The following is a 14,232-nucleotide window of genomic DNA, read 5'->3' on the forward strand; positions in this document are numbered from 1 at the left end:
TTTCAATATTCAATCAAGTCAGTGGATTCAATCGATGGGGACGGGCGCGGGGCGCGCGGCGGCCGGCTCGCCGACCACGCCGGCCTGGATCAGCCTGTCCTGCTGCTCAGGGGACACCCCCATTTCCTCCAGGATCTCGCGACTATGCGCGCCGGGGTACAGGGGCATGGCGCGCAGGGCGGGGCGCGTGCCGTCGTAGGTCAGGGGATGGCCGATCAGCGTGGCGGCCTGGCCATTGACCTCGATCGTCTGGAAGACGCCCAGATGCTGCGCCTGGGCGTCGGCGCGCAGGTCCTGGTAGTCCTGGACCCGTTCGTACCAGATCTGGTGGCCGTCCAGCCGGATGCTGAGCTCGGCGAAGCGGCGTCCGGCCAGGGCGTGCGCGGTGGCTTCCGCGTAGCGGTCGCGTTCCTGATAGCGGTCGATCGCGGCCAGCTCCCGCAGCGCGTCGCTGTCCAGTGCTTCGGCGAGCCGCGCCGGATCGTTCATGGACAGCACGATCTCGGCATCCTGCAGGGCGTACAGGCCGTAGGGGGCGTCGTGGTACCAGCTGCCGACGTGCTCGTTGCGCGGCAGCAGGTCGCGCCCGCCCGGCGCGGCATAGAACTTGGTCAGGGCCTCGATCTGCAAGTCGATCCCGGCGCCGAACAGGTTGGATTCGACGCGGGTGCCGGGGCCGCCCTGCAGGCGCCGGATGTATGCGCCCAGTACGCCCATGGCCAGCAGGGCGGCGCCGTGCTGGTCGATCACTGCCGCACCCACCACGGTGTGCTGTCGGCCGCCGGTGGCCGCGATCAGTCCGGATCGCGCCTGCATGAGCAGGTCCTGCCCCGGCCGCGCGGCCGCCGGCCCGGTCGCGCCGAAGGCGGACGCCGAGGCATAGATGATGTCGGGATTCAGGGCGCGCACGTCTTCGTAGCCCAGCCCCAGCCGCGACATGACGCCCGGGCGGTAGTTTTCGACCAGGATGTCCGCCTTGACCGCCAGCTCGCGTACCAGCGCGAGCCCCTCGGGTGTCTTCAGGTTGACCGCCAGGCTGCGCTTGTTGCGGTTCATGGCCAGCGAGAACGCGCTGACGTCGGTGACCCAGGAATTGCCGCCCGACCAGTGACGCTCGAAGGAGCCCGACAAGGGTTCGATCTTGATGACGTCGGCCCCCATGTCGGCCAGGTATTGCGCGCACGCGGGGCCCTGCAGATAGTGGCAGAAGCTCAGTACGCGCGTCTTGGAAGACAAGGGACCCGTCATGCTCGCGCTCCTGGGGCGTCGTCCTGGAGGCCCCGGACCACCTTGCGCTGCAGCAGGTCCTGGATGCGGGCCTCGTCATAGCCGAGTTGCTGCAATACCTCGCGAGTCTGGGCGCCGAGGGCCTGGGGCGGGATGCGCACGGACGGCGACGCGCCGTCGAACAGCGCCGGGTGCATGACCAGCGTGATGTCCTCGCCCTCGATCCCGGGCAGGGTTTCGAACGCGCCAAGATGGGCAAGTTGCGGGTCGGCCTTGACGGTGTCGTAGTCCACCACCGGGGCGTGCCAGATCCGGTGGTCGGCCAGGATGGGCAGCCAGTCCGCCGTCGGCTTCTCGCGCAGGCGCGCCGCGACGGCGCGGGTGACTTCCTCGCGGCGGTCGAAGCTGTCGCTGTCAGGGCACCCGACCAGCGCCTCGATGCCCAGCGCCTTGCCCAGCGCGTCGGGCGTCGACATGGAGATGACCAGGTGGCCGTCGGCGGTGGCGAGCGGCCCGTAGGGACCGGCGCTGCACCATGAGGCGATGCCTTCCTCGGCGCGGGGCTGAGGCGAGTCGGCGCCGTTTAGCCATGCCGTCAGCGGCTCGATCTGCAGGTCGATCGCGGCCTGCAGCAGGCTGACCTCCACCATGCGGCCCTCGCCGGTCCTGGCCTTGGCATACAGCGCCGCCAGGATGCTGTTGGCGTACAGCGCCGCGGCATGGTGGTCGATGATCGGCGAGCCGACCGGAGTCGGCGGGCCGTCGGCGCGGCCGGTGCGCATCATCAGGCCGGACATGGCCTGCAGCAGCATGTCCTGGCCAGGACGGTCCCTGTACGGACCGCGGAAACCGTAGCCCGTGCAGACGGCATAGATCAGTCCGGGGTTGAGCGCGCGCAAGGCCTCGTACCCCAGCCCCAGCTTGTCCATCGTGCCCGGCCGGAAATTTTCCATGACGACGTCCGCGTCCCGGACCAGCTGCTCGACGATGGCCAGGCCTTCGGGGTTCTTCAGGTCGACCGCCATGCTGCGCTTGTTGCGGCCGCAGGTCAGGTGATTCACGCTGGTGCCGCCCACGAAGCGGTTGGCCACCGCCCAATGGCGCTGAAAGGCGCCGTCCAGCGGCTCGACCGCAATCACGTCGGCGCCCAGATCCGCGAGAATCTGCGCCCCCAGCGGACCGGCCAGGAAATGGTTGAAACTGAGGACCTTGACGCCATCAAGGAGCTTCATTGCAATGTCTCCCTCTTTTCTTCTCGCCGTGCCGCGCTGCCGCGGCCGGATCGCCCATCGTTGCGATAGAGACCATAGTAGGGGTGTCGAAGCGTGCACACAATATCATTCTCAATTATGTTTTGGTGGGTATGTATAGATTGTTTGAATACATGAAATGGCCGGTATCGGTGCTAGACTGAGGCCCTTCGACCTCGGCAGCGGCTGGAAAACATGAACTTGCGGCAACTCGAAATCCTGCGCGCGGTGATCCATGCCGGGACCACGGTAGGGGCGGCCAGCACGCTGCACATGTCGCAGCCGGCCATCTCCAACGCGATCAAGGCCATGGAGCGTTCCCTGGGTTTCGCCCTGTTCAGTCGCGTGCACAACCGGCTGGTGCCCACCCGGGAAGCTACGGTGCTGCTCAACCAGGCCGAGCCCATGTTCACGATCCAGGAAATGGTCGAGCAGACCGCCCGGCATCTGCGCGACGGCACCATGGGGCACATCAACATCGTCGCCACCGCCGAGCCCTCGGACAGCCTGTTGCCGCAGGTCCTGACGCGCTTCATCAAGCAGCATCCGGACGTGCGGGTGTCGATGGAAACGCTGCGGCTGGACAACGTGCTGGAATATGTCGAGACCGGCGCCGCCGACATCGGATTCGCCATCGAGCCCTACGCGCGCCCCACGCTGAAATACATTCCGCTGTCCGGCCTCGACATCGTGTGCCTGTGTCCCGCGGACAGCCCGCTGTGCCAGCTGCCGTACGTCACGCCCAACCACCTGAAAGACGTGCCGCTGATCAATGCCAGCACGCGCAGCCGCCTGCACAGCGCGGTCCAGGAGGCTTTCCGGCGCAGCAAGGTCGACTATTCCCCCGTCATGAACGTGCGCTTCATGAACCTGGCGGGCCTGTTCGTAGAAGAGGGCCTGGGCGCCGCCATCATGGACGCTCTGACCGCGTCCTCGCCGCGCTACCGCGGCGTCTGCATCATTCCCTTCCGGCCGCGCATCCGGGTCAAGATCAACGCCATCGTCTCCAGCGCGCAACCCATGCAGCGGATCACCCGCAGGCTGCTCGACTACATCTATGAGGACATCGATTTGATGCTGTCCACCCGCACCAGCGTGGCGGCGTCCGGCCAGAACCCGGCGCCAGCCGGTGATTCCGCGTCCAACCATGACTGAACCCGGCAGAAACCCGCTGTTCCCGCAGCACGTGGCGATCGGCCTGCTGTTGATGATCGGGACCTTGTCCGCCCTGAACCATGTCGCGGCGCGGATCGCTTTCGATGACGGCGCCGGCGTCATGCTGGCCGTCGTCTGCCGCGCCGCGTTCAGTGGTGCGGCCCTGCTGGCGGTCGTGCTGTGGCAGGGGCATGCCCTTCGCCTGCCCGGCAACTGCGGCTCCTGGCAGCTCCTGCTGGGGCTGATGGTCGCCATGCAGAGCCTGTGCCTGTATTCCGCCGTGGCCCGCATCCCGGTCGCCCTGGCGCTCTTGCTGGGCAACCTGTTCCCTATCCTGCTCGCCCTGCTGACGTGGGCGTTGGGCGGCGCCCGGCCCACGCGTCGCGCCGGGATCCTGATGGCCAGTATTCTGCTGGGCCTGATCTTTGTCCTGGACCTGCCTGGCGTGCTGTCGGCGCGCGGGCGCATGGGGCCCGAATGGATCGTCGGCGTGCTGTTCGCCTTTGGCGCCGCCAGCTTTTTCACCGTGGGCCTGTGGATCAGCGACAACCGCCTGTCGGACATCATTGGCCCGGTGCGCAGCCTGTACACGATCACCATCGTCTTCGGCAGTATGCTGGCGGTCGGCATGGCGGGCGTGGTGCCCGGGGGACTGGACGTCCCCTTGTCCTCGGCCGGATGGTGGGGCCTGGGCGTGCTGTCCGTGCTCTACGCCACCACCTTTTCCATCCTGTTCATCACCATCCCCCGGCTGGACATGCCGCGCAATGCGCCGGTGATGAACAGCGAGCCCGTCGCCAGCCTGTTCTTCGGCTGGCTGGTGCTGGATCAGACCTTCAATGGGCTGCAGCTGCTGGGCGGCGCCATCGTGCTGGCCTGCATCGTGCTGCTGGCGTATTCGAAGCGCTAGCTCGAAGCGCTAGCAGCGCAATCCAGACAGACTTCATGCTGCCTCGATTTCGGAGTCCTCCTCGTGGGTTGGGTAAAATACACGGACTTACGGCGAATGTCCTCTTTACAACAGTCGTTGCGAGTCGTCGGTAAATGGAGACCCCATGTCACTCAAGCTGCACATCATCATCTGTAGTACCCGGCCCGGCCGGGTTGGGCCGGCCGTGGCTCGCTGGTTTCACGAATTCGCCCGTTCGCACGGCGGGTTCGACGCCGAACTGGTTGATCTCGCGGATTTCAAGCTGCCTCTCTACGACGAGCCCTTGCACCCGCGCATGCAGCAGTATGAACACGAGCACACGAAGCGATGGAGCGCAAGTGTCGCCGCCGCGGACGCCTATGTGTTCGTGACCCCGGAATACAACTACAGCCCGCCGCCTTCATTGGTGAACGCGCTCGATTATGTCTATCGGGAATGGAATTACAAGCCTTGCGGCTTCGTGAGCTATGGCGGCGTATCCGGCGGCCTGCGCGCGGCGCAGATGGAGAGGCTCCATGTCACGACCCTGAAGATGATGCCGATGGTGGAAGGCGTGGCGGTTCCCATGGTTGCCAGCCACATCGACGATGGCGGTGTCTTCGGGTCGAACGAACTGATCGACGCGTCGGCGAAGACGTTGTTGGATGAATTGTTCCGCTGGGCTGAGGCGTTGAGGCCGATGCGGCGCTGAGCGATCCTCTGGGCGCGCGGCATGGTACGACGGTTCTAGTGCGTCTGACGGTTCCAGATCCTATTTCTGAACACCGGCCAGACTCGAACCGTCTGTGCCCGCATACTGTTTCGCCATGATGTGCCGGTAAGCGCTCGTGATGTCCTGGCACAGGGCTTCGCGGGCCCCCGCTGGGTCACCTGCTTCCAGCGCGTCAATCATGTGGGCATGGTGGCCTACCGCGATTCGCTCGCGCGTGCGCTCGGATCCCACTCTCAGGTCATAGTTCAGGATGGGGCCGATGCGCAGCCACAGGCTTTCGATGATCTTCAGCAGCATCGGCATGTGGGCGGCCTCATATATCTGGAAGTGCAACGACTTGTTCAACAGAATGGTTTGAGCCAGTCCATCACCCCCTTCGGCCATGCGAAGGGACAGCGCATCGTTCAGGTCGCGCAAATTCCGCAGCAGATCCGGCGTTACGTACTTGGTGGCCTCTTCGACTGCGTAGCCCTCCACGTGCAGGCGAATGCGGGTCAGTTCGTCGAATTGCTCGGCGGTCAGGACCGGTACGCACACGGAGCGATTCGGCGCGACTTCCAGCGCATCTTCTGCCACGAGTTGGTAGACCGCTTCGCGAATGGGCATCATGCTCACGCCCATGGCCTGTGCCAGCGATCGCAGGGACATGGCCTCCCCAGGGTGCGATTGTCCTGTCAGCAGTATCTCCTTGATCTGACCCAGCACGTTTGCGCCGAGTGTCTCGGCCCGCGGCGCTGGTTTCAGTGAGGTCGGCATCGTATTCATCTCTATCGACTAGGGTAACCACTAGGTGTGATCTGTGATCACAATTGTTTAGTATAAGCCTCAATCCAGCTTCCTTTGGCCGGTTTTTGTGCTTCAGCTACTAGTTTAAGCCGCAAGACCCCACGTATCCGCCCCGTGTCCGCTCGGGCATGGGGCCGCTCCTTATCAGCCGATTCCCCCCTGTATCCGCAAGCGGCCGGCGTTGTATTTCGAGAGATGGCGCATTTTATTGATCAGCGTCGAAGTGACGACTTCCGATGGTGCAAGACACACGCTGCCAATTGAGGGCGGCAATCAAATTGGCTCCTGAATGACTTCTTGAGAGAGAGGCACGAATACCATGAATGCGAAATTGGCGGAAGCTGGTGTTTCATCCCGCGTCAACATGTCGGTGACCCCGCAACTGCCCTATGCGAGCCGGGCCCAGGGTGTCTTCATCTATGACGAGGACGGCAACGATTATCTGGACGGCTCCGCCGGCCCCATGGCCGTGTCTCTGGGGCACGGTGTGCCGGAAATCCTGGATGTCATGCGCGAACAGGCCGCAAAGATCTGCTTCGCCTACCGGACACAGTTCAATACGCGCAGCAAAGAAGCGTTGATCGAAGCCTTGATCCATCTTGCGCCCGAGGGTTTTGATTGGGCGTTTCTGGTCAATAGCGGTTCGGAAGGAACCGAGCTGGCCCTGAGATCGGCCATTCACTATTGGGAATACGTGGGCAAGCCTGAGAAGGTCAACGTCTTGGGGCAAAGCATCAGCTACCACGGCATGACGATGGGTTCGCTTTCCATGTCGGGCCACGCCAGCCGACGCAAGGATTACGCCAGCCTGCTGCATGAATTCGACCTTGGGGTCACTCCCTACTCTTTCCGCACCCCGAAATCCGATGAAGATTACCTGAACGAAATCCTCGCTGCATGGGATCGCGTCCTGACCGAAAAAGCGGCCACCACGGCCGGGGTGATCGTCGAGCCCATCGTAGGCGCCGCCGGTGGAGCACTGACGCCGCCGGACGGATATCTGTCCGGGCTGCGCAAGCTGTGCGACAAGCATGATGTCCTGATGATCGCCGACGAGGTCATCACCGGCCTGGGGCGTACCGGTACCTGGTTCGGGTGCGAGCACGACAACGTGGTTCCGGACATGATCGTGACAGCAAAGGGCATGAGTTCCGGCTATACCCCGATGGGAGCCGTCCTCTACCACCATCGAGTATCCAGCAGCTTCAGCAATGCGCAGCCCCAAGGCCACACCTTCAGCGGGAACCCGCTGAGTTCCGCTGTGTGCCTGGCGGTCGTCCAGTATATGGAAAGAAACAACATCCTGGACAACGTGCAAGCCAGGGGACGGCAGCTGAAAGCCGGCTTGGAGCGTTTGTCGCGCGCACACCCCTGGATGGGTGGCGTCCGGGGTCGAGGTCTGCTGTGGGGCTTTGAACTATTGGCGGATCCGGCAAAGCGCTCGCCCATGGCGACGGAGTTCGAGGCCAACAGAAAGTTCGTCAAGCATTGCTTCGATGCCAAACTCGTCATTTACCCGGCTGGCGTAGCGCCCTACAACAACGCACTGATCATATCGCCTCCGCTGACCATTACGGAAGAGGAGCTCAATATCCTGTTGGACCGCCTCGAAACGGGTATGCGCAGTTTCGAAAAGGAATTTGGTCTCGGGACTTCGTGAGCGCCAGTATAGGGTGAACGAGAGAAGCAAAATCACGCCTGCAGCATGATGAACACAATCGCGGATCCGCAAAAACTTAAAAAAGAATACAAACGGGATAACAGGAGGAAGGCAATCGGGGCGGCCTTGCTCGTGTTGCCGGCTGTCGCATTCGTCTGTATCACGTTTGTGTCGGCCATAGCCTTCTTCCTGTACAAAAGCGTCGACAATAGCGTCGTCCCGGACGCACTCCCCGAGACGACAGTGGCAATCGGCGGCTGGTCCGGAACCGGATTGCCGAGCGAAGACGTATATGCAGCGCTTTATCGCGACCTCACCAAGGCAAAGGGGCATCAGGATCTGTTCCTGCTTTCCAGGCGGTTGAACTATCAGCAACCGGGCGTGATGTCGCTGATATCCAGGACAGCCCGTCAACTGCCGCCCAACGTCGCACAGCCCTACCAGGCAACGCTCATCGACATTGATCCGAAGTGGGGGCAGCCGAGTGTCTGGAAACTCATTCAGCGTGAGTCTTCCTCCCTGACCTCGTTCTTTCTGCGAAGCACCATAGGATTGGCCGGCACCAAGTACGGAGATGCGACCGACGCGGGGGGCAAGGTCTACTCGAGCACCCTGATCCGGACATTCTGGATTTCGGCGATCGTGACCGCGATATGTCTTCTGTTCGGTTACCCGGTGGCGTATCTGCTGGCCAGCACAAAGGGCAGAGTGGCCCACTTGGTACTGTTGGGCCTGGTCCTCACTCCATTCTGGACATCCCTGCTGGTGCGCACACTGGCATGGATCGTGATATTTGCCAAAGACGGCGTGGCGAACTCGATATTGACCCAGATAGGCGTCATCACGCAACCCATATCGATGCTGTATACCCGGGGTGCGCTCTACGTCGGGATGGTGCAGCTTCTCCTTCCTTTCATGGTGTTATCCATTTATTCCGTCATGAAGGGAATATCGCCGATATATACGAGGGCGGCGATGTCGCTGGGGGCGAGGCCACTCTATGCCTTCTATTCCGTGTATTGGCCACAGACTTTGCCGGGAGTGGGCGCGGGAATCGTCCTGGTCGGCGTGCTGGCGCTGGGCTTTTATATCACCCCGATGTTCCTGGGCGGCCCTCATGATCAGATGGTCAGCTACTACATCGCCTATTTCACGAACCAGAACGCCAATTGGGGTATGGCTGCATCGTTGGGGGTGTGGCTGTTGGCGTTCACCTTGATCGCATTCGCACTCGTCAACAAGTTCATTGGTGTGAACAAAACCAGTTGACAGGTTGGCGAGCATACAAGGCGCATATAAAAGGAGGCTTGAAAAAGTACCGAAGCACTTTCTTTACCAGATCCAAATCTTTCCGTCCTTGAGACAGTTTCCGAATGATTATAGGGGTAGACATGATGATTGGTACAAAAGCTGCACTGACCACCGTGGCGCTAGCGATCGCGGGACTTGCACTGCAAGCCCAGGCTGCGGACCTGAACGTCTCGTCGTATGGTGGGGCCGATGCGGCCGCATATCGCGCCGCCTACTGGGAGCCATTCCAGGCGGCAACCGGGACCAAAGTGAACGAAAGCCTTTCCGACGGAAGCATAGGGAAGATCCGTACACAAGTCGCGAGCGGCCATGTCGTATGGGATGTCGCACAGACAGACCTGGGCAATATGACCATTGGCTGCAGCGAGGGCCTGTTCGAGAAGATCGACGTGGCGGGTTTGCCTGTGAACGACCTTCTTCCCAATACGGTTTCGGAATGTGGGATTGCCTCCGAATTCGCGGGAACCGTCATGACCTACAACGCGAAAGTCGTCAAGGACGGTCCGAAGTCATGGCAGGATTTCTGGGACACGAAGAAGTTCCCAGGCAAACGGTGCATGCGCAAGGGGACCGAGACGCTGCTCAACGCCTTGCTCGCCGATGGCGTAAGCCGGGAGGACGTCTACAAGGTCCTGGGCACTCCCGAAGGGGTCGAGCGTGCTTTCCACAAGCTGGATGAAATCAAGAGCAATGTGGTCTGGTGGGAATCGGGCACGCAGCAGATTCAGAGCCTTTTGTCGGGCGAGTGCAATATCGGCACTGCCTGGAATGGACGCGTCGCGGACGCCAACAAGGCAGGAAACGATCTGAAGCTGGTCTGGCAGGCCGGATATTATCTTCAGTGGGATAGCTGGACGATCCTGAAAGGCAGCCCGAATATGAAGGCGGCGAAAGATTTCATCAAGTTCGCACTGGAGCCGCAGCGTCAGGCTGTATTCATGCAACACATCACCTATGGCGTGGCCAACGCAAAGGCGTATCCGCTCATCTCGGAATCCCTCCGCGACCAGATGCCGACCCATGCAGAACATCTGAAGTACGCAGTGGCGTCGGACGGTGAATTCTGGCTGCGAAATGGTGACGAGTTGCAGGCCAGATTCCAGGATTGGGTATCACACTGATCATCTCGCGCATTCTTTGACCGTTCAGTTCCGGGCACGTCACCGTTCGGCCACCGCCGCGCGGTGACGTTATCCGCAGCACGTAATGACTAGTACACCCAGTAACCGGACCGATGAAAGGGCAGCCATGGATCGTGGTTTGAATCCGCATATCGAGCATTCGACAGGAGTGGCTCAGGATATAGTGGTGCAATTCAAGAATGTCTCCAAGACGTATGACGGCGAGGAATTGGCTGTCCGCAACCTTGATCTGGACATACGCAAGGGGGAATTCCTGACCCTGCTCGGCCCCTCGGGATCCGGGAAGACCACGACGCTGATGATGCTGGCTGGCTTCGAGACGCCCAGCGACGGCTCCATCTGGTTGTTGGGCAATCGCATCGATACCCTGCCTCCCCACCGCAGAGGCATTGGCGTCGTGTTCCAGCAGTACGCCCTGTTCCCGCATATGACGGTGGCGGAAAACATCGCATATCCACTGTTGTGCCGCAAGGTTCCCAAGCGCGAGATGCAGGAAAAGGTGCAGGCGGCGCTTGAACTCGTGCAATTGTCGGGGTTTGCCAATCGCAAGCCCTACCAGCTCTCGGGGGGGCAGCAGCAGCGGGTTGCCCTGAGCCGTGCCCTGGTGTTCGAACCCTCGATCGTGCTGATGGATGAGCCCCTGGGGGCGTTGGATCGCAAGCTGCGCGAGACTTTGCAGATCGAGATCCGGCGCATCCACCAGGAGCTGAAGGTGACGATCGTCTATGTGACACACGATCAGAATGAAGCCCTGACGATGTCGGACCGCATTGCCGTGTATCGAAACGGTGAAATCAGCCAGATCGATACACCGGGCGAGGTCTATGGAAACCCTGGTGATTCCTACGTGGCGACCTTTGTCGGTGAAAGCAACCTGTTGCCTGGCACCGTGGAGGAAATCACGCCTGGCGGCCATGCCGTGGTGGCACTCGATGTCGGCATCGTGGCGGAGTCGGCCGCGACCAATGGCGATACGTCACGGAAGGGGTTGCGTGTCGAAGCATCGATCCGGCCGGAGAATGTCAAGGCATGCCGGTCCCTGGATCAATTGCCACAGACACACCCTGCCGGGCTGAATTACCTTGAGGGAACCATCTCCGACATCATGTTCCTCGGGGAACAATACCGGCTGAGCGTCGCGTTGAGAAACGGGCAGGCTTTCATCGCCAAGCTGCCGATCAGCGAAGGATCGGGCTTCATTGTCGGGCAGTCGATCGTCCTTTATTGGGACAAGTCCAGTCTGAAGATACTGAAAGTGGTGACTTGAGGGCCGGCCCATGAAGATTTCTCAAAATGGCGTATGGATATTCTCTTTCCGGGCACTCTGCGTCCTGATTCTGCTGTTCCTGATGTTGCCCCTGATCATCATTGTTCCGCTCTCCTTCAACCCTGACAAGTTCTTCTCGTTTCCCCCGAGCAGTTTTTCGCTGAAATGGTATGCAAACATATTCACCAGCGAAAGGTGGCTTCAGGCAGGAATGAACAGTCTTTTCATTTCAGTGTGTGCCACTGGCATTGCCACCTGCCTCGGGACATTGGCGGGTGCCGGCCTGGCAAGGTATCGGTCGAAGGCGGGCAACCTTGTCCTGGGATTGCTGCTGTTGCCGATGCTGGTGCCCATCGTCATTACCGGTGTGGGCATATTCTTTCTTGACGCGTATCTTGGCATCGCCGGAACCTATTTGAGCATCATCATCGCCCAGGCATTGGTCGGGCTGCCATTCGTGGTGATCACCGTCACGGCGACGCTGCAGGGATTCGATCACACCTTGATCCGGGCAGCCCTGAGTCTCGGAGCAACCCCGACCAAGGCATTCACCTCCATTCTCATCCCGATGATCATGCCCGGAGTTCTCGCCGGCGGCCTCTTCGCATTTGCCGTTTCGTTCGACGAGGTGGTGATTACGTTGTTCCTGGTGAGCCCCGGACAGGAGACAATACCGGTACAGATATTCTCGGGCATCCGGGACAGCATCAATCCCGAAATCACCGCGATTGCTTCATTGTTGCTGCTCATCTCCACGCTTATGATGATCCTTGCCGGGCTCCTGATGCGTGGCCGCAGCAAGTTGAATCCGGGTACATAGTTGTACGTCCGTGCTCAGGCGGGAGCCTGATTCCTGAACTGGAGGCCATGGCCCCGTGCGCACCCAGAAACAAGTCACTCATGATCTCCGGCAGTTGCTGACGCTGGATCCTCAGTTGCTGCTTGTCAGCCGCGTGGCGGGCAAGGTCCTGCCCCGGACCAGGCCGGCGGGTTTCGAGGGGCTGGCGCGCATCATCTGTGGTCAGCAGCTTTCAGTGCAGAGTGCCGATGCCATCTGGGCGCGGTTGGTGGATCGGGGCGGTGCGCGGTCCGCGCAGGCTTTCCTGGAACTCGGCGAGACCGGCGTGCAGGGCGTGGGTTTGTCGCGCACCAAATACGTCTATTTGCAGGCCGTCGCCCGGGCGGTGGCGTCCGGCGACCTGGACCTTGCGGCGATCGCGGCCCTGCCTGCTGACGAGGCGATTGCCGCCATGATCCGGCACAAAGGCGTTGGTCCCTGGACTGCCGAAATCTATCTCATGTTCTGCGCCGGTCACCCGGACATCTTCCCCGTGGGCGACCTCGCGCTGCGCAAGGCTGTAGTGGAGGCGCTGGCATTGGATGCCGCGCTGGACGACAAGACCCTGTCCGAGCTTGCCGCACGCTGGGCGCCGTACCGGTCCACGGCGGCGTTGTTGTTCTGGCGCTTCTATGCGGCTGTCCGGCAACGGTCCGGCGTGCCCGTTTGAGATTTGGTGCCGGGCTGCACTGCAACAATGGTACATTTCTACCTCTGTCGCGATGGCGCCCCGAAGACGGCATTTTGGCCGCATTGCCATCCGGAAGGTTGGTTCTCATGAGTGTTACTGCAGGCGTGCGCCTACGAGGCATTGACGCTGACATGGACTCTGTGCAGCGGTGGCTGGATGCCGCCGGCTTGTCGCGCGCGGTCGAGCATGTGGCCGGGTCCGACGGTGGCGGTCCGTATTGCGACTACCGCTTGACCCCGGGTGCGGCCGCAGTCTGGGTGCCCGATGGCGATACGTCCCGGATCGCACAGGCGCTGGGGCTGGATGCCGGGCGCGATACCGACGATCTGGAGACGGAAATCCTGGCGGCACTGTTGGCCTCGCCGATCCGATTCGAGTATCCCAGCGTGGCTGAATTCCGTTCGGCCGTGAGGGTCCGCCGCCGGGTAGTCCAGGCTGCGCGTCGGACGGTGGTGGACTTCGATACCGAGGGCGCGGAGCGCCCCGATTGCTGGACCTGGTCGGAGGCTACCGGCTTTGTCCTGCGTCCGGGCTTCGATCTGATCCCATCGTTGGAACTCGCTCTCTGGCCCGATGTCTCGGGCCGTCGGCATTCATTTTCCTGTTATCGGGCGACTGAATACGTGCTGCTGCTGGCCGTGGCGCAGGAATTGCAGATCTGCAATCCGGACGCCCTTCGGATCCTGCAGCGCCAATGGCAGACCCGGGCGCTGCTGGGCGAGGAGTTCCAGGCGGCGTTCCTGCATGAATACGGCTCTCTGCAGACGCCTTTGCCCTTTGGCTATTATGTTCCAGGCGACCGCCTGTGGTTTCGCAACCCTGACCCCGTCTCAGCCGACATCGAAGGCTTCGAGGGCTCCTGGATCTTCTACATTGGCGGCGGCCGTTTCGTGAACTTCTGGAAGCCCGACGCCTCGTATACGCTGCGCAACAAGTGCGTGGAACTCTATCACTGGCGCCACGGCGTGCGCCATGATGGCGGCCGGACGTGGATGGACGAATCCATCGTCGAGGCGCGCGCAGAGGAATCCTTGCGGGATCCCGACGAAGTCAACCGCATCCTGGAGCTGATGATGCGGTTGCGCGATCCGGCCGGGGTCTATGCTCACGGCGGCTGCATCGATGCCTCGCGCGAGGCGGTGCGTCATCTGTGCCCGGGCACGCTCGATCTGACGCTGCCGCCCGAGCAGTCGCGGGCTCTGGCGGCGTAGCGGTCCGGGGCCCCGCGCAAGGCTTCGGTCCTCCCGCAACGGGGCAGCCCG

Annotated in this window: 13 protein-coding genes; 10 read left to right on the plus strand and 3 right to left on the minus strand. The window is 61.7% G+C overall.

Annotated elements, in window-relative coordinates; genetic code table 11:
* Window positions 1-27: 27 nt before the first annotated feature.
* Window positions 28-1,248, minus strand: coding sequence for a CaiB/BaiF CoA transferase family protein (locus tag ACVCMJ_RS12885; RefSeq protein WP_447081795.1), 1,221 nt, complete (start codon window positions 1,246-1,248; stop codon window positions 28-30).
* Window positions 1,245-2,459, minus strand: a complete 1,215-nt coding sequence (locus ACVCMJ_RS12890; RefSeq protein WP_447081796.1) for a CaiB/BaiF CoA transferase family protein — start codon at window positions 2,457-2,459, stop codon at window positions 1,245-1,247. Before ACVCMJ_RS12890 ends, ACVCMJ_RS12885 begins: the two co-directional genes overlap by 4 nt.
* Before the next feature lie 219 nt (window positions 2,460-2,678).
* Between ACVCMJ_RS12890 and ACVCMJ_RS12895 the strand changes: the two genes are divergently transcribed.
* The 3 genes from ACVCMJ_RS12895 (at window position 2,679) to ACVCMJ_RS12905 (ending at window position 5,254) form a co-directional block, all read left to right on the plus strand.
* On the plus strand, window positions 2,679-3,632 hold the full coding sequence (locus tag ACVCMJ_RS12895; protein ID WP_447082734.1) for a LysR family transcriptional regulator: 954 nt from the start codon (window positions 2,679-2,681) through the stop codon (window positions 3,630-3,632).
* Entirely contained in the window at window positions 3,625-4,542 is a 918-nt protein-coding gene (locus ACVCMJ_RS12900; protein ID WP_447081798.1) for an EamA family transporter, read from the plus strand. Before ACVCMJ_RS12895 ends, ACVCMJ_RS12900 begins: the two co-directional genes overlap by 8 nt.
* A 145-nt stretch (window positions 4,543-4,687) precedes the next feature.
* Entirely contained in the window at window positions 4,688-5,254 is a 567-nt protein-coding gene (locus ACVCMJ_RS12905) for an NADPH-dependent FMN reductase (protein WP_447081799.1), read from the plus strand.
* Window positions 5,255-5,314: 60 nt separating this feature from the next.
* Here the strand turns inward: ACVCMJ_RS12905 and ACVCMJ_RS12910 are convergent, their stop codons facing one another.
* Entirely contained in the window at window positions 5,315-5,923 is a 609-nt protein-coding gene (locus ACVCMJ_RS12910) for a GntR family transcriptional regulator (RefSeq protein ID WP_447082735.1), read from the minus strand.
* Window positions 5,924-6,380: 457 nt separating this feature from the next.
* On the opposite strand from ACVCMJ_RS12910, the gene ACVCMJ_RS12915 reads away from it, so the two are divergent.
* The 7 genes from ACVCMJ_RS12915 (at window position 6,381) to ACVCMJ_RS12945 (ending at window position 14,181) form a co-directional block, all read left to right on the plus strand.
* Window positions 6,381-7,721 (plus strand): aminotransferase family protein, encoded by a 1,341-nt coding sequence (locus ACVCMJ_RS12915; protein WP_447081801.1) that lies wholly within the window; start codon window positions 6,381-6,383, stop codon window positions 7,719-7,721.
* Window positions 7,722-7,889: 168 nt separating this feature from the next.
* Window positions 7,890-8,990: an ABC transporter permease gene (locus tag ACVCMJ_RS12920; RefSeq protein WP_447081802.1), complete on the plus strand. Its 1,101-nt coding sequence runs from the start codon at window positions 7,890-7,892 to the stop codon at window positions 8,988-8,990.
* 122 nt (window positions 8,991-9,112) lie between these two features.
* Window positions 9,113-10,153: an extracellular solute-binding protein gene (locus tag ACVCMJ_RS12925; protein ID WP_447081803.1), complete on the plus strand. Its 1,041-nt coding sequence runs from the start codon at window positions 9,113-9,115 to the stop codon at window positions 10,151-10,153.
* Between the two features lie 127 nt (window positions 10,154-10,280).
* A complete protein-coding gene (locus ACVCMJ_RS12930) occupies window positions 10,281-11,441 on the plus strand; it encodes an ABC transporter ATP-binding protein (RefSeq protein WP_447081804.1) in 1,161 nt (386 codons plus the stop codon).
* Between the two features lie 82 nt (window positions 11,442-11,523).
* Window positions 11,524-12,261, plus strand: a complete 738-nt coding sequence (locus ACVCMJ_RS12935) for an ABC transporter permease (protein WP_447082592.1) — start codon at window positions 11,524-11,526, stop codon at window positions 12,259-12,261.
* A 55-nt stretch (window positions 12,262-12,316) separates the two neighbouring features.
* Window positions 12,317-12,949, plus strand: coding sequence for a DNA-3-methyladenine glycosylase family protein (locus tag ACVCMJ_RS12940; protein ID WP_447081805.1), 633 nt, complete (start codon window positions 12,317-12,319; stop codon window positions 12,947-12,949).
* Between the two features lie 107 nt (window positions 12,950-13,056).
* Window positions 13,057-14,181 (plus strand): hypothetical protein, encoded by a 1,125-nt coding sequence (locus ACVCMJ_RS12945; protein WP_447081806.1) that lies wholly within the window; start codon window positions 13,057-13,059, stop codon window positions 14,179-14,181.
* The last annotated feature ends 51 nt before the right edge of the window (window positions 14,182-14,232 follow it).

The organism is Castellaniella sp. UC4447_H14, from assembly GCF_052978285.1.